We start from the raw sequence: 20270 nt of genomic DNA on the forward strand, positions 1-20270 counted from the left end.
CGGCGATCCGTGGCGCTTGCGGCGCGGGAAGGTCAGAGCGGGCGGTGGATGAGGCGGCCGCGGAGAAACGGGAGCACCGGGGCTCTGTATTCCAGAGCTGATGCGTCCTCGGGATCGAGAACGAGCTCCGCCTGCCCGAAACGCCACATGCGGTTGTAGAGGTAGACGCCGATGGTCGTGTGCCGGTCGGCGGGAACCTGCCAGGTGCCATCGCCCCACTGCGTCGGCTGGCCCCGTCCGCCGATGACGAGCGTCGGCCTGATGCCCGCATAGAGCGCGAGGCGCGGCCTGTGCATCGTGAGCTCGATCCGGCGGGTGCTCATCTGTGCTCCTCGTCTTGGGGCTCCCGGTCGAACGGTGACACGGGGTGGGCTCGCCGGGGAAAAGCGAAACTCTCTGCCATGCAGAAGCTGGCGAGGGTTCTTGAGTGATTGTAGCGATCACTCTTGTGGCTCCGACTGGCAGCGATCTGGTGGCCATTCGGCTTTCCGTTGGAGGTTGAAGTGGCTTCTGCTGAGCTACCGGCACAACACCGGCACGGTAGGCAGCTACCTTCTGAACGAGTTCTCGGCGGGTATCAGGATCGTGAGTTACGCACGTCCCTCAGCCGCGAGATCTTGATGATCAAGAGGCTGAGCGCCACCGTCAAGGTTGCGACCAGAACGGCGGCAGCGAACCAGGATCCGGTCAGGGTCATGGCCGGCGAGGTACCCACCTCCGAGGAGCCCTGAAACGAGGCGACCAACGGGATGGTGATCGTCAATCCGCCTGTGAACGCCGCAGCGGCACTGAGCATCCCCGCGATGAGGAGCAACCCGGTGGAGATCATGAACGCGTGAATCACGATCAGCACGACACCGGCTCTCGTCGCCACTGAACTGCCGCCCAGATTGCTCCCGGTGGTAGTCATCGCACGCACCGCGCGGTGACGCCATTCTTCGTGGACAGCTGCGCGCTGACTGATTCCTCGAGAAGCCCATCACCCAGGTTGTGGAGTGCGCTGGAGACCTCTTGGGCTGTCACCGCCTCGCCATCCAGACATGAAGCGGCTTCGGCGAACGCTGGTATCGCGGTGAGCATAGGCTCCGACAGCGCCTCCGTGACAACGATCTTCAGCGACTGGTGTGCATTCATCAGCATCTTCAAGATGTCCCCGTGACTCGATGGTCGAATCCAGCGATTCGTTATGAGCGTAGATGGAGGCCACTGCGCCGTCTGTAGACACTTCGGGGGACAAGGTCCATGTCCAGGGCACTTCGCCTCGCTGAACTCGCTCAGTACGCGTGGGTTCCGCGTGCTCGACAACCGGGCCGAAACAGCCGGGGGAGCGGGCGAGAGCCAGACGTGCCCGGGGAAAAGCAAAACCCCCGCCATGTAGAAGCTAGGCGAGGGTTTCTGGGCTGATTGTAACGATCAGCCGTGTGGCTCCGACCGGCATCGATCCGGTGACCTTTCGATTTTCAGTCGAACGCTCTACCAACTGAGCTACAGAGCCGCGCGACCGGCGAACCTGTCGCGTCCTAGACGAAGAGCCCTCTCCGAAGAAAGAGCTCATCGCACGGAGCGACCCTGACGGGACTTGAACCCGCGACCTCCGCCGTGACAGGGCGGCACGCTAACCAACTGCGCTACAGGGCCATACTTGTTTTCAATTATACCGGAAGGTGTGACCCCAACGGGATTCGAACCCGTGCTACCGCCGTGAAAGGGCGGCGTCCTAGGCCGCTAAACGATGGGGCCGAGTCAGTCCCGGGGGACTTCCTTGCCGACGCTCAAGCATAAGGGATGTTTTGAGTAAATCGCGAATCGAGGGCGTGGTGCTGCACCCCGGGCGTGTTCCGGGGGGACGATCGAGGTGTCGGGAGCGGGCGAGATCGCCGCGATGCCCCCTGGTGCGGATGTGAAAGTTGTTGTTAGTGTGGCAACTGTGAAACCGGCGGAAGGGGCCGTGTGAACGACAAGATCACGCTGGATGCTGCAGTTGCTGCGGCGTCCGAGGACTGCGGCTGCGCGCCCACTCCGACAGAACGCCGTGCTTTCGGCAAGATGGGCATCAGCCGTCGCGGTGCCCTCGGCATCGGCGCGCTCGGTGTCGTCGCGCTCAGCGCCTTCGGCATCACCAACGGTGTGTCGGCGGCCTATGCCGCCACGTACCCGAGCTGGGACGATGTGCAGCGCGCGAAGAACAACGAGGCGGCGAAGGCTGCCGAGGTCTCGCGCATCGAGGGACTGATCCAGTCGCTCACGCAGAAGGTCGCCGAGACTCAGGAAGCCGCGAAGGTCGCGTCGGCGGAGTTCTATGACGCTCAGCAGGCCTACTTCGCTGCGGCCACCGAAGCCGACTCCATGCAGGCGAAGGCCGACGAGCAGGCTGCGGTCGCCGACAGCTCCGCCCGCAAGGCAGGGCAGGTCGCCGCGCAGCTCTACCGCAACGGCGGCGACGACACGTCGATGGAACTGTTCTTCGCCGGCTCGGCGAACAACGCCGATGAGCTGCTCGCGCGCCTCGGCACGATGGACAAGCTCCTCGAATACAACCAGTCCGTCTACGACAAGGCCGTCGCGGCGCGCAACTCCGCGCAGTCCCTCAGCGACCAGGCGGTCGTCGCTCGCAACGAGCGCGACCGGCTGCAGAAGGTCGCCGAAGAGAAGATGGTCGCGGCGCAGCAGGCTGCGGATGCGGCGCAGGCAGCCCTGGACGAGCAGTCGGCGAACCTGGCCACGATGCAGGCTCAGCTCGCAGCCCTCAAGGATGCGACGACCCAGACGGTCGCCGGATACCAGGCAGGCGTCGAGGCAGAGGCGAAGGCACGTCGCGAACGCGAGGCCGCCGAGCGCGCAGCCGCGGCGGCAGCAGCCGCTGCCGGTGGCGGCGGAGGCGGCGGGGGCGGAAGCCAGGGCTCGGGTGGCTGGTGCCGTCCGCACGGCGGAGGAAAGAGCTCCGGATACGGTCCTCGCTCCGTGCAGTGCGGTCCGAAGGGCTGCTCCTCCTCGTTCCACTACGGCACGGACTTCGCCAACGGCTGCGGCTCGGCGATCTACGCCGCAAACTCCGGCACCGTCGACTACGCCGGCCCGAACGACGGGTACGGCAACTACATCCGCATCCAGCACGGCGGTGGCGTCGGTACCGGTTACGCCCACATCCGCGACGGCGGCATCCTCGTCCGCTCGGGGCAGTGGGTCAACTCCGGTCAGCTCATCGCCTACGCGGGCAACACCGGTCGCTCGTTCGGCTGCCACCTGCACTTCGAGGTGTACGTCGGCGGCCGACCCGTGAACCCCGTGGCCTTCCTTGGCGATCGCGGAGTACCCGCCTGAGCGTCGACCACTCCTGACACGAAGAAAGACCCCCGGCCGCTGTGCGGTACCGGGGGTCTTCTTCATGCGTGCGGCGGGATCAGTGGCCCTGCTCGCCGAAACGGACGATCGCCTCGTCGAGGATGCGCTGCGCCTCGGCGGCGTCACCCCACTCGTCGACCTTGACCCACTTGTTGGGCTCGAGGTCCTTGTAGTGCTCGAAGAAGTGCGCGATCTCCTTCTTCGTGTACTCGGCGATGTCGTCGATGTCCTGGATGTGCGCCCAGCGCGGGTCCTTCGAGAGCACGGCGACGAGCTTGTCGTCCCCGCCGGCCTCGTCGCTCATCTTCAGCACGGCCACCGGACGCACCTCGACGACGACGCCGGGGTAGATCGCGTGGTCGAGCAGCACCAGCACGTCGAGCGGGTCGCCGTCCTCGCCGAGGGTGTTGTCGAAGTAGCCGTAGTCGGCCGGGTAGCCGAAGGTCGTGTAGAGCACGCGGTCGAGGTGCACTCGTCCGGTCTCGTGGTCGACCTCGTACTTCACGCGGCTGCCGCGCGGGATCTCGATGACGGCGTCGTGTGCGCCCATGCGTGTGCTCCTCAGGAAAAGTTCGGTTGGATGCCGCGGACTAGCCTACCTGCGGCACTCGCACGCTCGGAGGCCGTGATCGTTCAGGATCCTGCGTCGAGGGGTGGGGCACCGTCTTCGTGCGACCGACTCCGGAACAGGTGATTCAGCACGCGGCTCATCGGATCGCTCAGAAGCAGCAGGAGGAGTCCGTAGTACCCGTTCGGAGAGGCTGCGACCGCGATGATGAGGGCGGCGCCGAAGAGGACGATGGCGGCGAGGTCGCCGATAGCCCCCAGACGGATGGTCTGAGTCGACACGGTGCTGAGCTCGCGATGACGCGCCAGGTAGAGCCAGCCGGCGAGGGTGGTCACCTGCGTCATGATCAGCGTTCCGATGTAGACCACGGCCTGCAGAGCGTCGGTGTCCATCTGTCCGATCATCGCCGTGGGAACCGGCAGCCAGACGATCGTCGCCATCCAGGCGACGTTGATCCACAGCAGCGGTCCCGTGATCCACTCCACATCGCGGTACTGGCGGTGATGCCCCATCCAGAAGGTCGCGATGAGAAGGAAACTCAGCCCGAAGCTGAGCAGCTGACCCGAATGCTCGTTCAGGAACTCGGCCGTGCTCATGTGACCGGACGCGGCCTCGGAGACCGACTCCATCAGCGGGAGGATGAGCAGCGTCATCGCGATAGCGACGACGGCGTCGACGAACGCCTTGAATCTCTCGGTCCGGAAGGGGAGTGCACGCGTGTTGTCGGTCACGGCGTCAGGATAGCCCCGGACGCCGCTGCGCACGGCGGCGGGCACGCGGATCGGAGGATTGCCCTAGCGTGGAATCGTGCCGTCACTTCCTCCCGCCATCGCCGAGATCCGCCTGGCCGTGCGCACCGCGCTCGCCGCGCTCCCCGAGGGATCGACGGTCATCGTCGCTCTGTCCGGTGGAGCGGACTCACTCGCGCTCGCCGCTGCCACCGCCTTCGAGGCCTCGAGACTCGGGCTCCGCGCGGCGTCATTGACCGTCGATCATGGTCTGCAGGACGACTCCGCAGAGGTCGCCGCTCGCGCAGCGCGCACCGCCGCCGAGCTCGGCCTCGACCCCCTCATCGTGCGCGTCGACGTCGCGGGGGAGGGCGGCCCCGAGGCTGCCGCCCGCGATGCTCGCTACGGGGTGCTGCGCGATGCGGCCGCAGATGTGCGCGCCGCAGCGGTGCTGCTCGGCCACACCCTCGACGACCAGGCCGAGACGGTGCTCCTCGGACTCGCCCGCGGATCCGGCGCCGCGAGTCTGCAGGGGATGGCCCCGGTGCGGGAAGACGACGACGGCGTGCGGTGGGTGCGACCGCTGCTCGGTGTGCGGCGGGAGACGACGAGGGCATTCTGCGCGGCGTCCGCGCTCGACCCCTGGGACGACCCGCACAACCTCGACGACCGCTACGCGAGGGTCCGGGTGCGCGAGCGCGTGCTCCCTGTTCTCGAGGCCGAGCTCGGCCCTGGCATCGCCGAGGCCCTCGTGCGCACGGCCGAGCAGCTGCGGGAAGACGCCGAGGCGTTCGACGAGATGATCCAGGAGACGATCGAAGACATCGTCGAACACGCGGAGGCGGGAATCTCGGTGAGCGTGGCAGCGCTCGCCGCCAACCCTGCGGCGCTGCGCAACCGCATCATCCGTCTCGTCGTCGACAGCGAGTTCGGGGTCAGCCTCACGAGGACGCAGACCGTCGAGGTCGCGCGACTGGTGACCGACTGGAGCGGTCAGGGACCGATCGACCTGCCAGGGTGCTCGGCCGTTCGTCACGGCGGGCGCATCGTCTTCACCGCATCCGGCCGCTGAGCGCGTCTCGTCTCGAACGCTCTCCGCGTCCGTGCCCGACGGCCGGATGGGTGGGTTGAGGTCTTACTTCTTTCCGCCGAGGAGGCCGCCGAGGATCCCACCGAGGTCGATGCCGCCGCCGGAGCCACCGCTGTTGCCGCCACCGAGAAGCCCGCCGATCACGTCGCCGATGCCACCCGACGCGCCGCCCTTGTCGTTGCCGCCGAGCAGGCCGCCGATGAGGTCGCCGATGCCACCGGAGCTCTCGGCTCCGGCATCGGCCTTCGCCGTCTTGTCCTTGTTCGCGTTGGCGATGAGGCCCATCACGATGGGGGCCAGGATCGGAAGGAGCTTGCCGAAGTCGATGCCGGGGGTCGCCTTCGACTCCGTGAGCTCCTTCGTGACCTCCTTCTCCTTCGATCCGAGGATGTGCGCGACGATCTTGCCGCCGTCCGCCTGATCGATGTTGTCGACCTTCGAGGCACCGGAGCTGCCCTCGTGCTTCTTGAGCGCGTTCCGGATGGCGGCGGAGCCCTCATCCGTCTGCGCGTTCTGGGCGAGCCCGCCCAGCAGCACCGCGCCGCCCTGCTCGACCGCGACCTTGGCCTCGTCGCGCGAGACGCCCAGCTTCTCGGCGATGTCGTCGATCGGCACCTGCGTGAGGATGTCGTCAAGAGCCATGGTGAATCCTTCCGTCGGGGCGTCCGCCCACATCACCGCTCACAGTAGTGCGGATGCCGCGCGAGGGGGAGATGCCTCCCCGATCGACGAACCTGGGACCGAGCATCCGATCGCGTCGCCTAAAATCGATCCATGCGCGCCGCGGAGATCCAGGACGACCTTGCACAGATCCTCGTCACAGAGGAGGAGATCCTCGCCAAGCTCGACCAGCTCGCGGCGCAGGTCGCTGAGGATTACGAGGGCAAGGACCTCGTCCTCGTCGGGGTGCTCAAAGGCGCCGTCATGGTCATGGCCGACTTCGCGCGGGCGCTGCCGTTCCACGCACCGATGGACTGGATGGCGGTCTCGAGCTACGGAGCGAGCACCAAGTCGAGCGGCGTGGTGCAGATCCGCAAAGACCTCGACACCGACCTCAACGGCAAGCACGTCCTGATCGTCGAGGACATCATCGACTCCGGCCTGACCCTCAGCTGGCTGCTGGAGAACTTCGGATCCCGCGGAGCCGAGTCGATCGAGGTGCTGGCGCTCCTGCGCAAGCCCGAGGCCGCGAAGGTCGTCATCGACTGCAAGTACGTGGGCTTCGACATCCCCACCGATTTCGTCGTCGGATACGGCCTCGACTACGACGAGCGTTACCGCAACCTGCGCGATGTCGCGGTGCTCGCACCGCACGTGTACAGCTGACGCCGGCGCCACGCTACGCCGTGGGTGAACGCACAGCGGCCCCCTAGGGCGCGCGCGATACGCTGATCCGATCATGGATGTGAAGAAGCTCACCCGGAATCCGCTGATCTACGTCGCGCTGATCGGCGTGCTCCTGTTCGGCGGTTTCCTGCTGATCTCGAATCTGGGCGCGCCCAAGCAGATCACGACGCAGGAGGGGCTCAAGCTCCTCTCCGGCACCACGGTCACCGAGGTCGTGAACACCGACGGCGATCAGCGCGTGGACATGACGCTCTCCAAGCCGTTCCAGGGCTCGGAGAACGTGCAGTTCTACTACGTCGACGCGCGCGCCGACGAGGTGGTCACCGCGATCAACGAGGCAGCTCCGAAGGACGGCTTCAACGACGCCGTCCCGCGCGCGACCTGGTTCGACGGCTTCCTCTCGCTCCTCCTTCCCCTCGTGCTGCTGGGTCTGCTGTTCTGGTGGCTGCTGTCGTCGATGCAGGGCGGTGGCGGCAAGGTCATGCAGTTCGGCAAGTCCAAGGCCAAGCTCGTCAACAAGGAGACCCCCACCGTCACCTTCGCCGACGTGGCCGGTGCCGACGAGGCCATCGAAGAGCTCCATGAGATCAAGGAGTTCCTCCAGGACCCCGCGAAGTTCCAGGCCATCGGAGCCCGCATCCCGAAGGGCGTGCTGCTGTACGGCCCTCCGGGAACCGGCAAGACGCTCCTCGCCCGCGCCGTCGCCGGCGAGGCCGGAGCCCCCTTCTACTCGATCTCCGGTTCCGACTTCGTCGAGATGTTCGTCGGCGTCGGCGCCTCGCGCGTGCGCGACCTCTTCGGCCAGGCCAAGGAGAACGCGCCGGCCATCATCTTCATCGATGAGATCGACGCCGTCGGTCGTCACCGTGGCGCCGGCATGGGCGGCGGCAACGACGAGCGCGAGCAGACCCTCAACCAGATGCTGGTGGAGATGGACGGCTTCGACCCGAACGCCAACGTCATCGTGATCGCGGCGACCAACCGCCCGGACATCCTCGACCCCGCACTGCTGCGCCCCGGTCGCTTTGACCGTCAGATCGGCGTCGACGCGCCCGACCTCAAGGGCCGTCAGAAGATCCTCGAGGTGCACAGCAAGGGCAAGCCTCTGGCGAAGAGCGTCGACCTCGAGGTCGTCGCCCGCAAGACCCCCGGATTCACGGGTGCCGACCTCGCGAACGTGCTCAACGAAGCCGCTCTGCTCACCGCGCGCTCGAACGCGCAACTGGTCGACAACCGTGCCCTCGACGAGGCCATCGACCGTGTGATCGCCGGCCCGCAGCGCCGCACCCGCGTGATGCGGGACAAGGAGAAGCTGATCACCGCGTACCACGAGGGCGGTCACGCGCTCGCCGCCGCTGCGATGAACTACACCGACCCCGTGACCAAGATCACGATCCTGCCCCGCGGCAAGGCCCTCGGCTACACGATGGTGCTGCCGCTGGATGACAAATACTCCGTCACCCGCAACGAGCTCCAGGACCAGTTGACCTACGCGATGGGTGGCCGCGTCGCGGAGGAGATCGTGTTCCACGATCCGACCACCGGGGCCTCGAACGACATCGAGAAGGCCACCTCGATCGCCCGCAAGATGGTCATCGAGTACGGCATGACCGCCGAACTCGGTCCGGTCAAGCTGGGGACGGAAGGCGGCGAGCCCTTCGCCGGCCGCGACATGGGTCGAGGCCGTGAGTACTCCGAGACGATCGCCGAGCGGGTCGACACCCAGGTCCGCGCGCTCATCGAACAGGCCCATAACGAGGCGTACGAGGTCATCAGCGCGAACCGCGACATCCTCGACAAGCTCGCCCTCGCGCTGCTCGAGGAGGAGACCCTCGACCACAACCAGATCGCGGAGATCTTCACCGAGATCAAGAAGCTCCCCGAGCGCCCGCTGTGGCTTTCGAGCGAAAGACGCCCGGTGTCCGAGCGCCCTCCGATCGAGGTGCCGAAGAAGGACGTCTCGCTCGCGGCATCCGTCGAGGCTCCGGCCAGCGCGCCGCGCACGCAGCCGGGTTCGGCGGGAGCCGGGAACCCGCGGCCCGCGACGGCGTGACGTGACGGTAGACAGGCAACGTGTCGAACGGCTCACGAGAGAGCTGCTCGAGGCGATCGGCGAGGACCCGGACCGACCGGGGCTGAAGCAGACCCCGTCGCGCATGGCAGAGCTGTATTCCGAGTTCTTCTCGGGCGTCGGTGAAGACCCGGCGGAGCCGCTCGCGCGCACCATCAGCGTCTCGCGCGGTCCCGCCCCCGACACCCTGCCCTCCGGTGCGGTGCTGCTGCGCGACATCCGTTTCCGTTCCGTCTGCGAGCATCACCTGCTGCCGTTCGCCGGGCATGCGCACATCGCCTACCTCCCCGGCGAACAGGTCGTGGGGCTCGGAGCGCTCGTGCGTGTCGTCGAGATTCTCGCGGCTCGCCCCCAGGTGCAGGAGCGCCTCGGCGAACAGATCGCCGACACCATCGCGGAGCACCTCGACACCCGGGGCGTGCTGGTCGTGCTCGATGCCTCGCACGGGTGCGTGACGATGCGCGGCGGCCGGCAGACCGAGGCATCGACCCTCACGATCGCGGCGCGCGGCGAGTACACGGACGCCGTCGCCAGGGCGGAGCTGATCACGCTGATCGGCGCGTCCGTCCCCCTCGGGGCGACGGCGCGCTGATGACCGGCATCTGGGGCATCGTCAACGTCACACCCGACTCCTTCAGCGACGGCGGGCGCTATCTCGACGTCGATCGCGCGGTCGCCCATGCACTGCGGCTGCGGGCCGAGGGCGCAGCAGTGCTCGACGTCGGCGGAGAGTCGACCAGACCCGGTGCCGACCGCGTCGGCGACAGGATCGAGCAACAGCGCGTCATCCCCGTGATCGAGCAGCTCGCCGCCGCAGGAGTGCCGGTCAGCGTCGACACGCTCAGCGCCTCGACCGCGGCCGCGGCCGTGCGGGCCGGCGCCAGGATCGTGAACGACGTCTCCGGAGGGCTCGCCGACCCCGACATGCGTGCGGCCGTCGCGGAGTCCGGGGCCGACTTCGCGATCGGGCACTGGCGTGGCTTCTCGGCCGACATGTACGCGAAAGCCGAGTACCGGAGGGTCGCGCGTGAGGTCGCCGGCGAACTGCAGGAGCGCATCGGCGAGGCCGCGGCCTCCGGAATCGCCCCGTCGCGCCTCATCGTCGACCCCGGCATCGGGTTCGCGAAGGCAGGTGGGCAGAACTGGGACGTGCTGCGGGGACTCGACGAGATCGTCGCACTGGGGCCTCGCGTGCTCATCGGCACCTCGCGCAAGCGTTTCCTCGCCGAGGTGCTGCGTCACGAGACCGGCCCCGACGAAGAGGTGTCGGAGTCTCGGCGCGATCTCGCGACCGCCGTCACCAGCGCTCTCGCGGTCAGGGCAGGAGTCTGGGCCGTGCGTGTGCACGACGTGGCATCCACGCGTGATGCGCTCGCGATCGCGCACGCCTGGGAAGGCTGAGGCGTATCGGGGCGGCCCCGTACGCTAGAAGCATGCAGTCCCTCGACGAGATCGTCCTCACCGGTCTGACCGTATTCGGTCGTCACGGCGTCTTCGACCACGAGCGCCGGGACGGACAGGACTTCACGATCGATCTGCGTCTGCGGCTGTCGCTCGCGAAGGCCGCAGACTCGGACGAGGTGACGGACACGGTGCACTACGGAGAGCTGGCCGAGAAGGTCGCCGCCGTGGTGGCCGGTGAACCGGTGAATCTGATCGAGACGCTCGCCGAGCGCATCGCCGCCGTGGGCCTCGAGGACCGGCGAGTGCAGGAGGTCGTCGTGACCGTGCACAAGCCGCACGCGCCGATCCCGCTGAACTTCGCCGATGTGGCGGTCACCATCACCCGCCGCCGCACGACCGACGCGATGGAGGACACGACCGCATGAGCCGCAACCTCACGAACCCGCCCGACATGCCGGGGCCTCGCCCCGGACGCCCGGAGACCACCGCGGTCGTCGCGCTCGGCGCGAACCTCGGGGATCGTCACGGCACGATCAGGGCGGCGGCCGAGAGGATCGCCCGGCTGCCGCTGGTGAGTGAGGTGCGCCTCTCCCGGCTGTTCGAGACCGTGGCCCTCCGTCTCGACGGCCCCGACCCCGAAGCGCCCGGATACGTCAACGCCGTGGCGCTGGTCACCACGCGCCTCGCACCCGAGATCCTTCTCGGGATGCTGCACGCCATCGAGGACGAGAACGGCCGGGAGCGCCGTGAGCGCTGGGGCGACCGCACCCTCGATCTCGACCTCATCGCGTATGACGATGTGCTCTCCGACGAACCGCGTCTGCAGCTGCCGCACCCTCGGGCCGCTGAGCGGCTCTTCGTGCTCGATCCCTGGTTGGACCTCGACCAGGACGCGGTGCTGCCGGGTCGGGGCAGAGTCGCCGACCTCGCAGCCGAGTTGCGCGCCCGGGGCGAGGGATGAGACGCACCTCTGCAGGCGTGCTCGTCGTCCTCGCGCTGCTCTCCGGTGCCGGCGGCTTCCTGCTCGATCACCTGCTGACCGCGTCGGGCCGCATCACCTTCACTCCGTCGCTGCTGCTCCCGGTGCTCCTGCTGTTGATCGCCGCGGCATCCCTCGGCGTCGCCTGGCCGGTGCGCCGGAGCGTGCGATCGGGTATCCGCATCGATCCGTTCCGTGCGCTCAGGGCGGCGACGCTCGCCCGGGCGTCGAGCCTGCTCGGCGCCATCATGGCGGGCTTCGGAGGCGGGTTGCTCGTCTTCCTCGTGTCGCGTCCCGTGGTTCCGCAGGTAGGGTCGACTGTGGCCATGCTGGCCCTGATCGGAAGTGCGATCGTCCTCGTGATCGCCGCGCTCGTCGCCGAACAGTTCTGCACCCTGCCGAAGGATCCTGATGACTCAGAACCCAGAGACCGCGCCCCTGAACTCGGCGGAGGGCACTGACCTCGACGCCCTCGACCGGGGGACGTACACGCAGCTGCGCACGGCACGCAACGAGGCCCGCCTCGAGCTCGACGGCACGTGGCACCAGATCTCGCCGCGCTACGTCGTCTCGCAGATCCTGCAGAACGTGATCTTCATCGTGCTCGTCGTCGTCGCCGCCGTCGTGCTGAACATCGTGCTGCACCAGCAGTGGGTGTGGATCCCCGCCGGGATCATGCTGCTCATCACCGTGTTCGCGCTCATCATCCTTCCGCGGCAGGCGAAGGCGATCGGCTACATGCTCCGCGCCGACGACATCGTCTTCCGCAAGGGGATCCTCTGGCAGCGCATGATCGCCGTGCCTTACGGCCGCATGCAGTTGGTCGACATCACGCAGGGGCCGCTCGATCGCGCGTTCGGCATCGCCCAGCTCAAGATGGTCACGGCCGCGGCCACGACCGGTGTGCAGATCCCGGGCCTCACCCAAGAGGCGGCCGAGGCGCTGCGCGACACGCTCATCCACGTCGCCGAGACTCGCCGGACAGGCCTGTGAGCGAGCAGCAGCCCCCTCTCGCGCCGAGCGCTCAGGCACCCGTCGGCGGGGAGGCCTCCGAGACGCTCGCGAACGGCGAGTGGCACCGGATGCACCCGCTCACCCCGCTCTTCAAAGGCGGGCTGGCGCTGATCATCATCGCGGGTATCGTCATCGCGAACATGCGGGACCGGCTCATCGCCTGGGCCGTGGCGCTGTTCACGCCCGAAGAGGCGCACTACGGCGACTACGGCGGCGCCGACCCCGTCGACTGGGTGCTCTCGAACAACCTGATCCTCGTCGCGCTGCTCGGCGTGCTGGGGCTCGTGGTCGTGCTGGTGCTGATCTTCTGGTTCGTCTGGCGCTTCCAGCAGTTCCGGATCACCGGAGACCATGTCGAGGTCCGCAAGGGCATCATCTTCCGTTCGCACCGCCGCGCGCCTCTCGACCGCGTGCAGGGCGTCAACCTGACCCGTCCGTTCCCCGCTCGCATCATCGGACTCGCCAAGCTCGAGGTCGTCGGCGCCGGCAACGACGCGAACGTCGAGCTCGAGTACCTTGCGACGCCGCGGGCCGAGGCCGTGCGCGCCGACATCCTGCGCCTGGCTTCCGGGGCACGCGCGGCGCGCGATGCCGCACGGAACCCGGGCGCGGCAGCGGCCGCATCGGCGTCCGCTCGGGCGCAGCTGGTCGGATCGATGAACGCGGGGGTGAACGATCTCATCTCCGGTGTCGATCTCGCCGACGTGGTCCCGGAGAGCGTCGTCAAGATCCCGACTGGCCGGCTCGTGGGATCGCAACTGATCTCGGGCCTGCTCTGGTTCGTGTTCTTCGGAGCGATCTTCGCTGTCGCGATGGGCAGTGCGCTGATCGGCATGCTGGCCGACGGCGTCACCGACGGCGGCATCGTTATCCTCGGGATGGGCCTCGGCATGGGTGTGCCCATGGTCATCGCCGTGGTCGGTATCACCTGGGCGCAGATCTCGAAGTCCCTCCGCTACTCGATCGCGCCGACCCCGGACGGTGTGCGGATCACCTACGGTCTTCTCACGACCGTGACCGAGACCCTTCCGCCCGGACGCATCTTCGCGGTGGAGGTCTCGCAGTCGCTGCTGTGGCGCCCGTTCGGCTGGTGGACGATCAAGATCAACCGGATGAGCGGCAAGAGCGCCGCTCAGCAGTCGTCCGGGAGCGGGCAGCAGTTCAACGTGGTGCTGCCGGTCGGCAAGCGCGCCGACGTCGAGCGAGTGCTCGCTCTGGTGCTGCCCGACGTGCCGGCGGAGAGCATCCCGTTCCTCTGGGAACAGGGCATCGTCGGCCCCGCAGACGGCGACACCTATCGCACGATGGCGCGGCGCGCGCGGTGGCGGCGTCCGTTCTCCTGGAAGCGTCATGGCTACCTGGTCGCCGACTTCGGTCTGCTGCTGCGCCGCGGGAACGTGTGGCGCAAGCTCGCGGTGTTCCCGCTGGCACGCCTGCAGGGCGTCTCCCTCAGCCAGGGACCGATCGATCGGGCACAGCGGGTCTCCGGCGCGCAGGTGCACACCGTGCCCGGTCCCATCACCGGATACCTCTCGGGGTTCGAACGGTCGGACGCGCTGGCGCTGATCGACGAGGTCAGCCTCGCTGCCGCCGAGGCGGCCTCGCGCGACACCACTCACCGGTGGAGCGCGCACACCGATGCGGCAACGGTGGCCGCTCCTGCGGCCCCGCCCGCCTACACCGGCCCGCCGCCGGTCTTCCCCGTCCCCGTGCAGACGGCTCCGCCTGCGCCGCCGGTTCTTCCGCCTGCGCCGCCGGTTCTTCCGCCTGCTCCGCCGGTCGGGCCGTCCGCGGGTGCTCCCATGACGCCTCCTGCGCCCCCGGTCATGCCTCCGGTGACTCCGCCGCCGGCACCTCCCGCGAGTGCTCCTGCGGCGCCCCCGGCCGCGCCACAGGTGACGCCTCCGCCGGCACCTCCGGTCGCACCCCCGGCTGCGTCGGACACCCCTCCCGCACCCCCGCTGCGGCGGCGGAGGAGGAGCGACGATGACGCGTGACGGTCGCCTCGGCGTCGGCATCATCGGCGCAGGGCGCGTCGGGCCGGTCGTCGGTGCGGCGCTCGGAGGCGCGGGGCATGCCGTGATCGGGATCACCAGTGGATCCGACGACGAACGCGCCTCCGCCGTGCTCCCTGATGTGCCGGTGCTCGAGGCCCTGGAGGTGGTCCGTCGAGCAGAACTCGTGGTCATCGCCGTCCCCTCCGAGCAGCTGCCCTCGTTGGTGGCGGGCATCGCCGAGGTGGGAGGCTGGCAGGTCGGTCAGCTCGTGCTCCACACCGATCCTGCGTACGGCATCGATGTGCTCCGCCCGGCGGCCGAGCGCGGAGCGATCCCCCTCGCCGTGCATCCTGCGATCACCTTCACCGGGACCTCGATCGACCTTCGACAGCTCCAGGCCGGGTTCGCCGCGGTGACCGCTCCAGCCGCCGTGCTGCCGATCGCTCAGGCACTCGCGGTGGAGATGGGGTGCGAGCCCGTCGTGATCGCCGAGACCGATCGCGCGGCATATGCGGATGCCATCGCGACGGCGACCGAGTTCTCACGCTCGATCATCGGACAGTCGACCGCACGGCTGCGGGAGATCGGCGTCGAGAACCCGGGCGGCTATCTCTCGGCACTGGTGCAGTCGACCGTCGAGCGGGCGCTGCGCGAAGCCTCCGACGCGCCGCCGCTGATCTGAGAGCTCCTCCTCTCGACCCGCGTCGCACGTCCGGTCGCGGAGGACGGGCTCAGCGTCCGCCGGAGAACCCTCCGCCGCCGCCACCTCCGGAGAAGCCGCCGCCGAACGATCCGCCGGCGCTCGACGACGTGCCCGAAGAGGCGGCCGAATACGTCGCGGCCGAGTGGGACGAGGCCACGAACGTGGCGAGCTGCGCCCGAAGCGCGAACGATGCGGGATCGCCGATCCAGGATGCTCCGCGCTGGGCCGTCGTATAGGCCTTCTCGAGCACATCGCCCCATTCGTCCTCCATGCCGAACAGGATGGCGTAGGGGAGGAGCCTCTCGTACACGTGGATGACGTCGGCGGTGCCGTCGGCTCTTCGCTCAGCCCCGCTGTACGACTGCAGCATGCGCAGGCGGTCGGCGTCCGCGACGCGGATGAACTCCTTCACCCCCTGCAGATATTCGTACGTGCGGGCGCCCTCGGCGGTGAGCACGGTGTGCTTCGAGAAGGCGTAGAGGCTGGAGAGGAGCACGAGGAACGTGCCGAACGCGATCACGACGAGGGCGGGAATCGCCGACAGTCGTCCGCTGGCCGCGCTCCAGATCCCGAACCCCAAGCCGAAGACCGCGATGCCGATCGCGCACCACTGCAGGATCATCGCACCTCGGCTGCGCACCTTCTCGGTGAGTCCGCGGTTCCGGGCCGCGGTCGTTCCGCTGTGCTGGAGCGCGGTCATGCTAGCGGCGAAGGCTTCGTCGGCGGCGGGGAGATCGACCACATCGTCGGTGCCCGCATCGGCGAAGAGCGCTTCGAGGGCGTCGACGTCCAACTGGTCGGGGATGCGCGCTCCGGGCAGACGGCGCAGCCGCGGGTCTTCGTCTTCGCCTCCCTCCTCGATGCGCAGCACGCCGCGCACGGCGAGGTGCACGATCTCGGCCGGGATCACGTCCTTGGCACCGGGAACCACGGCGGCGGCGAGCAGCGGCGGCAGCGCATCCGGCACGTCGTACTGGGCGACCACGATCCCCGCGGCGACGCGCCGTCTGCGCGTGAACGCCGACACGGCCGCCCAGCTGCCGACGGAGAGCCCGAGAGCGCCCACCGCCGCCACTATCGGAGTGATGTCGGCGACCGGGTCCGGAGTGCGGGCGAGGGGTTGGGCGACGGCATCGGGGTCGAGGCCGATGGCGACGGTCACGCCGTCGCCGGCCGGGCGCGCGCCCGACTCGACGCGGAATGTCGCGACACCGTCGTCGGTGGTCGGGCCTTCCAACTCGCACTCGTCCTTCGAGCCGGAAGGCCCGGTGTAGCACCGCGTGGCTCCGTTGAGCTTCGCGCTCAATGCGGGATCGAACACGACTTCGGCGCGGAAGCGGTCGATGGGCTGCGTGCTGTCGAGGGGGAGCAGATCCCAGTAGAACTCGTCGGCCGGGGGAGCGGATGATCCCGCCGATGGAGCGGTCGCGAGGATCACATCGCGCATCTCGTACTCGATCACGTAGGTCGTGAGCCCTCGCACGAAGTCATCGTCGTTGCCCGTGAGCACGTAGAGGAGGCCGTCTTCCTCGTCGGTCTCGTACGGCACGTCTGCGCCGTTCTCATCGGTCACCGACAGGACCGAGGTCTCGGTGCTCGCCCCCTCGTACGACGTCACGAGTCCGCGGACGATGCCGTGGTTCTGGTCGAAGTCCGGGAAGTCAGCGACCAGGGTCTCGGTCACCCGCATGCGAGCACGGCCCTCGTCGTCGAGACCGATCTCGTAGACGGCATCCCACGAGCTGTAGGAGAAGTCGTCGACATCTGCCGCAGCGGCCGGATGCGGCGCGGCGGCGACCGACGATGCGGACCCGCCGGGCGCTGCCAGAGCTGCTGCCGGGGCGAGGACCGCCGCCATCGAGAGCGAGAGGGCGGCGAACGCGCGGAGGATGCGGGTGTGGGCCATTCTTCGAGGCTACCCAGCGCGTGCCGAGGAGCGGCACGCCGCCTCGGTAAACTGGGAGGGACTTCCAAGGAGCCCCGCACATGACTGACGCGTCCGCCGCGCCCGAATCGGCCTCGACCGACTCTTCCCTCGAAGAGGACGTCCACGAACAGAAGGCCGTGCGTCTCGCCAAGCGCGAGCGCCTGATCGAGAAGCGGGCGGACGCGGGCGGCGGGGCGTTCCCGGTCGGCGTGCCCGTGACGCACACGATTCCCGCGCTGCGCGCCGAGTACGGCGAGCTCGAGGCAGGCGCCGAGACCGGCGTCATCGTCGGGGTCGCGGGTCGGGTGGTGTTCAGCCGCAACACCGGCAAGCTCTGCTTCGCCACACTGCAGGCGGGTGACGGATCGCGCATCCAGGCGATGATCTCCCTTGCGAACGTCGGCGAGGAATCGCTGGCGGACTGGAAGGAGTACGTCGACCTGGGCGACCACGTGTTCGTGCACGGCGAGGTCATCTCCAGCCGCCGCGGCGAGCTGTCGATCATGGCCGACGACTGGACGATCGCGGCCAAGGCGATCCTGCCGCTGCCCAACGCCTACTCCGAGCTCAGCGAGGAAGGACGTGTGCGCAGCCGCTACCTCGACCTGATCGTGCGGGAGCAGGCGCGCAACACGGTGCGCGCCCGGGCCGCCGTCAACGCGAGCCTGCGTTCGACCTTCACGAGCCACGAGTACCTCGAGGTTGAGACTCCCATGCTGCAGGTGCAGCACGGCGGGGCCTCCGCTCGCCCGTTCATCACCCACTCGAACGCGTTCGACACCGAGCTCTACCTGCGCATCGCGCCGGAGCTCTACCTGAAGCGCGCGGTGGTCGGCGGCATCGAGCGCGTCTACGAGATCAACCGCAACTTCCGCAACGAGGGCGCCGACTCCACGCACAGCCCCGAGTTCGCGATGCTGGAGGCCTACCAGGCATACGGCGACTACAACCAGATGGCCGCGCTCACGCAGGAGCTCGTGCAGAACGCGGCGATCGCGGTCGCCGGGTCCACGACCGTGACCTGGGCCGACGGCACCGAGTACGAGCTGGGTGGCGAGTGGGACCGCATCTCGATGTACGAGTCGCTCTCCGCCGCCTCGGGTCGCACCGTCACCCCTCAGGACTCGGTCGAAGACCTGATCGCGTTCGCTCAGGAGAACGACGTCGACCTGCCGCCGCAAGCCACCCATGGCAAGCTCGTCGAGGAGCTGTGGGAGCACTTCGTGAAGGGCGATCTCGTTCGCCCGACGTTCGTGATGGACTTCCCCGTCGACACGTCGCCCCTGGTCCGTGAACACCGCTCGATCGCGGGCGTCGTGGAGAAGTGGGACCTGTACATCCGCGGTTTCGAACTGGCGACCGGGTACTCCGAGCTCGTGGACCCCGTGATCCAGCGCGAGCGCTTCGTCGAGCAGGCCAAGCTCGCAGCCCGCGGTGATGTCGAGGCGATGCCGGTCGACGAGGAGTTCCTGCGGGCTCTCGAGCACGGTATGCCGCCGTCCGGAGGAATGGGCATGGGAATCGATCGCCTGCTGATGGCCATCACCGGCCTGGGCATTCGCGAGACCATCCTCTTCCCCCTGGTCAAGTAGCTCGATCCGTTCCGCCTTCACCCGCCCCGCCTTCACTCCGCCGAGCGAGACCGGAACGCCCACTCCGGGAGCATCGCACCGCCGATCATCGTCTCGAGGAGGGCGGCGAGGGGGTAGCGGGGGTCGATTTCGCGCACCATATCGAGGTATCGGCCCGCGTGGCTCGCGCGCCCCAGGGCCCAGGACAGCCACGCGGCGACGGTGAGCGGGGCAGGTCGCGCGGGGCGCGGTGCCCTCGCGGCCGCTTCGCGCATCGCAGACAGCGCGCATCGCAGGCGGTCGGTGTCAGGGGTGGGACCGCGTCCGAGGAACACCTGGCCCACCTCGTCGGGGACCATCACCCCGGACGCGGCGAAAGCAGTCTGTGCATCGAGCGTGCGGATGCCGCCCGCGAGGTCGGTCGCCCATTGAGCGATCGCGACGTCGCGCAGCAGAGGTCGTTCCAAGCACCACAGCAGCGTGGCCGTCGCGAGAGGCGGGAGACCGTCGGGCGCAGCCAGCACGGACTCGAAGAAGGCCGGAACGTCTTCGAGCAGGACGAGCGCGGCGACGAGCTGCGGATTCTCCCGCGCCGTCAGCCGACCTCGTCCTTTCCCGTCGAGGAGCGCGGCGAGCTCGACCGATGCTCTTCCCACACGCTCCTTCTCCGCGAGATCGATCGGGGGGAGTTCCGCGCCGACGCTCTGGTCTCCGGAGACATCGCCCGTCGGCAGCAGATCGGACGGATGGCAGATCTGCGTCAGCGATCCGAGCTCCGGCTCGTCGTCGATGTAGCTCGACCACCCGGAAGGGGTCACGCAGAGGGCATCGACCACGCGGAGCCCCGCATCCTCGGCGCATCCCAAGAGCTCGTCGAGCATCACCGCATGCGGGAGGACGAGGCCGTCTCGTGTGGGGTGCGCCTCCTCGTCGGTGTAGACGACGACGGCGACCGCATCCGTCCCGGATACGCGAGCCACGAGGCCGACCGCGGCGTCGGCGTAGGCCTCGAGGTCGGTGCCGTCGCGGGGGAGGTCGAGACGCATGGCCCCGTCAGTGCGGGTGCCCCGGAAGGGGAGGAGCACGGTGCTCCGACGAGGCGTGAAGCCCGCGAGAGTGGGGACGATGCCGAGGAAGGCGGCGGAATCTGCGGCGCGGAGAACTGTGGTCATCCCCAGAGTGTGGTCGAGCGCGCGCACCGGTGGGCGCCGAACGGGGGCCTGTGGACACAGATCCTGTGAGCCCGGAACTGTGCACGAACAGTGGCTCGCGTACCATGGAGTGATGGACAACTTCTGGCTCGCCGCGGCATGGTCGCTTCTGCCGACCGTCGGGGTGAGCATCGTGTTCTTCTTCGTGGTCCGCGGCATCCTCCGCTTCGACCGCACCGAGCGCAAGGTGCACGCGCAGATCGAGGCCGAGGAGCGCGCCGCGCGGGGTCTTCCGCCGCGCGCCTGAGTCCGACCCATCGGCTACTGTGAAGCCAGCGCACCCACTCTGGTGCGCAACTGCTGTGATGGTCACTGCGG

At 68.5% G+C, this 20270-nt stretch carries 22 protein-coding genes and 3 tRNA genes; 14 read left to right on the forward strand and 11 right to left on the reverse strand.

Annotated elements, in window-relative coordinates:
- Positions 1 to 32 precede the first annotated feature (32 nt).
- The 6 genes from ASD13_RS12675 to ASD13_RS12700 form a co-directional block, all read right to left on the reverse strand.
- On the reverse strand, positions 33 to 323 hold the full coding sequence (locus ASD13_RS12675) for a hypothetical protein (protein WP_055869726.1): 291 nt from the start codon (positions 321 to 323) through the stop codon (positions 33 to 35).
- A 254-nt stretch (positions 324 to 577) separates the two neighbouring features.
- Positions 578 to 910: a hypothetical protein gene (locus tag ASD13_RS12680; protein ID WP_055869727.1), complete on the reverse strand. Its 333-nt coding sequence runs from the start codon at positions 908 to 910 to the stop codon at positions 578 to 580.
- A complete protein-coding gene (locus ASD13_RS12685) occupies positions 907 to 1134 on the reverse strand; it encodes a hypothetical protein (protein ID WP_157535637.1) in 228 nt (75 codons plus the stop codon). Before ASD13_RS12685 ends, ASD13_RS12680 begins: the two co-directional genes overlap by 4 nt.
- Before the next feature lie 288 nt (positions 1135 to 1422).
- Positions 1423 to 1495: transfer RNA gene (locus ASD13_RS12690), tRNA-Phe, on the reverse strand.
- Between the two features lie 69 nt (positions 1496 to 1564).
- Positions 1565 to 1638, reverse strand: a tRNA-Asp gene (locus ASD13_RS12695).
- Between the two features lie 29 nt (positions 1639 to 1667).
- Positions 1668 to 1740: transfer RNA gene (locus ASD13_RS12700), tRNA-Glu, on the reverse strand.
- Between the two features lie 210 nt (positions 1741 to 1950).
- Between ASD13_RS12700 and ASD13_RS12705 the strand changes: the two genes are divergently transcribed.
- The gene (locus ASD13_RS12705; RefSeq protein WP_055869732.1) at positions 1951 to 3321 is read left to right on the forward strand and encodes a M23 family metallopeptidase; all 1371 of its coding nucleotides are present in this window, start codon (positions 1951 to 1953) and stop codon (positions 3319 to 3321) included.
- 79 nt (positions 3322 to 3400) lie between these two features.
- Here ASD13_RS12705 and ASD13_RS12710 read toward each other — a convergent pair whose 3' ends face one another.
- Both ASD13_RS12710 and ASD13_RS12715 read right to left on the reverse strand, forming a co-directional pair.
- The gene (locus ASD13_RS12710) at positions 3401 to 3892 is read right to left on the reverse strand and encodes an inorganic diphosphatase (RefSeq protein WP_055869737.1); all 492 of its coding nucleotides are present in this window, start codon (positions 3890 to 3892) and stop codon (positions 3401 to 3403) included.
- 83 nt (positions 3893 to 3975) lie between these two features.
- Positions 3976 to 4641, reverse strand: a complete 666-nt coding sequence (locus ASD13_RS12715; protein WP_235562586.1) for a TMEM175 family protein — start codon at positions 4639 to 4641, stop codon at positions 3976 to 3978.
- 76 nt (positions 4642 to 4717) lie between these two features.
- On the opposite strand from ASD13_RS12715, the gene tilS reads away from it, so the two are divergent.
- On the forward strand, positions 4718 to 5710 hold the full coding sequence (tilS, locus tag ASD13_RS12720; protein WP_055869742.1) for a tRNA lysidine(34) synthetase TilS: 993 nt from the start codon (positions 4718 to 4720) through the stop codon (positions 5708 to 5710).
- Between the two features lie 63 nt (positions 5711 to 5773).
- Here the strand turns inward: tilS and ASD13_RS12725 are convergent, their stop codons facing one another.
- Positions 5774 to 6370, reverse strand: coding sequence for a DUF937 domain-containing protein (locus ASD13_RS12725; protein WP_055869744.1), 597 nt, complete (start codon positions 6368 to 6370; stop codon positions 5774 to 5776).
- 132 nt (positions 6371 to 6502) lie between these two features.
- Between ASD13_RS12725 and hpt the strand changes: the two genes are divergently transcribed.
- From hpt to ASD13_RS12775, 10 genes are all read left to right on the forward strand, one after another.
- Positions 6503 to 7054 carry a hypoxanthine phosphoribosyltransferase gene (gene hpt, locus ASD13_RS12730; RefSeq protein WP_017831480.1) on the forward strand — a complete coding sequence of 184 codons (552 nt, stop codon included), beginning with the start codon at positions 6503 to 6505 and terminating at the stop codon, positions 7052 to 7054.
- Between the two features lie 73 nt (positions 7055 to 7127).
- Positions 7128 to 9128, forward strand: coding sequence for an ATP-dependent zinc metalloprotease FtsH (gene ftsH / locus ASD13_RS12735; RefSeq protein ID WP_055869747.1), 2001 nt, complete (start codon positions 7128 to 7130; stop codon positions 9126 to 9128).
- Position 9129: 1 nt separating this feature from the next.
- Positions 9130 to 9738, forward strand: a complete 609-nt coding sequence (gene folE / locus ASD13_RS12740) for a GTP cyclohydrolase I (RefSeq protein WP_055869750.1) — start codon at positions 9130 to 9132, stop codon at positions 9736 to 9738.
- The gene (gene folP, locus ASD13_RS12745; protein WP_055869753.1) at positions 9738 to 10547 is read left to right on the forward strand and encodes a dihydropteroate synthase; all 810 of its coding nucleotides are present in this window, start codon (positions 9738 to 9740) and stop codon (positions 10545 to 10547) included. The genes folE and folP overlap by 1 nt, the downstream gene beginning before the upstream one ends.
- A 32-nt stretch (positions 10548 to 10579) precedes the next feature.
- Positions 10580 to 10975 (forward strand): dihydroneopterin aldolase, encoded by a 396-nt coding sequence (gene folB, locus ASD13_RS12750; RefSeq protein WP_055869756.1) that lies wholly within the window; start codon positions 10580 to 10582, stop codon positions 10973 to 10975.
- Positions 10972 to 11511, forward strand: a complete 540-nt coding sequence (gene folK / locus ASD13_RS12755) for a 2-amino-4-hydroxy-6-hydroxymethyldihydropteridine diphosphokinase (protein ID WP_017831485.1) — start codon at positions 10972 to 10974, stop codon at positions 11509 to 11511. Before folB ends, folK begins: the two co-directional genes overlap by 4 nt.
- Complete coding sequence (locus ASD13_RS12760) at positions 11508 to 11990, forward strand: DUF3180 domain-containing protein (RefSeq protein ID WP_055869757.1); 483 nt, start codon at positions 11508 to 11510, stop codon at positions 11988 to 11990. Before folK ends, ASD13_RS12760 begins: the two co-directional genes overlap by 4 nt.
- Positions 11941 to 12522, forward strand: coding sequence for a PH domain-containing protein (locus ASD13_RS12765; protein WP_055869760.1), 582 nt, complete (start codon positions 11941 to 11943; stop codon positions 12520 to 12522). Before ASD13_RS12760 ends, ASD13_RS12765 begins: the two co-directional genes overlap by 50 nt.
- A complete protein-coding gene (locus ASD13_RS12770) occupies positions 12519 to 14540 on the forward strand; it encodes a PH domain-containing protein (RefSeq protein WP_055869763.1) in 2022 nt (673 codons plus the stop codon). The genes ASD13_RS12765 and ASD13_RS12770 overlap by 4 nt, the downstream gene beginning before the upstream one ends.
- Entirely contained in the window at positions 14530 to 15222 is a 693-nt protein-coding gene (locus ASD13_RS12775; protein WP_055869766.1) for a DUF2520 domain-containing protein, read from the forward strand. Before ASD13_RS12770 ends, ASD13_RS12775 begins: the two co-directional genes overlap by 11 nt.
- Before the next feature lie 49 nt (positions 15223 to 15271).
- Here the strand turns inward: ASD13_RS12775 and ASD13_RS12780 are convergent, their stop codons facing one another.
- Positions 15272 to 17149, reverse strand: coding sequence for a DUF2207 domain-containing protein (locus ASD13_RS12780; protein WP_055869769.1), 1878 nt, complete (start codon positions 17147 to 17149; stop codon positions 15272 to 15274).
- A gap of 80 nt (positions 17150 to 17229) precedes the next feature.
- On the opposite strand from ASD13_RS12780, the gene lysS reads away from it, so the two are divergent.
- Positions 17230 to 18762 (forward strand): lysine--tRNA ligase, encoded by a 1533-nt coding sequence (gene lysS, locus ASD13_RS12785; RefSeq protein ID WP_055869772.1) that lies wholly within the window; start codon positions 17230 to 17232, stop codon positions 18760 to 18762.
- A 32-nt stretch (positions 18763 to 18794) separates the two neighbouring features.
- Here the strand turns inward: lysS and ASD13_RS12790 are convergent, their stop codons facing one another.
- The gene (locus ASD13_RS12790) at positions 18795 to 19913 is read right to left on the reverse strand and encodes a DUF4192 family protein (RefSeq protein WP_055871139.1); all 1119 of its coding nucleotides are present in this window, start codon (positions 19911 to 19913) and stop codon (positions 18795 to 18797) included.
- A 112-nt stretch (positions 19914 to 20025) separates the two neighbouring features.
- On the opposite strand from ASD13_RS12790, the gene ASD13_RS17570 reads away from it, so the two are divergent.
- The gene (locus ASD13_RS17570; RefSeq protein WP_017831493.1) at positions 20026 to 20199 is read left to right on the forward strand and encodes a hypothetical protein; all 174 of its coding nucleotides are present in this window, start codon (positions 20026 to 20028) and stop codon (positions 20197 to 20199) included.
- Positions 20200 to 20270: the final 71 nt, after the last annotated feature.

The organism is Microbacterium sp. Root1433D1 (assembly GCF_001426835.1).
In the GTDB taxonomy this organism is placed as follows: domain Bacteria; phylum Actinomycetota; class Actinomycetes; order Actinomycetales; family Microbacteriaceae; genus Microbacterium; species Microbacterium maritypicum.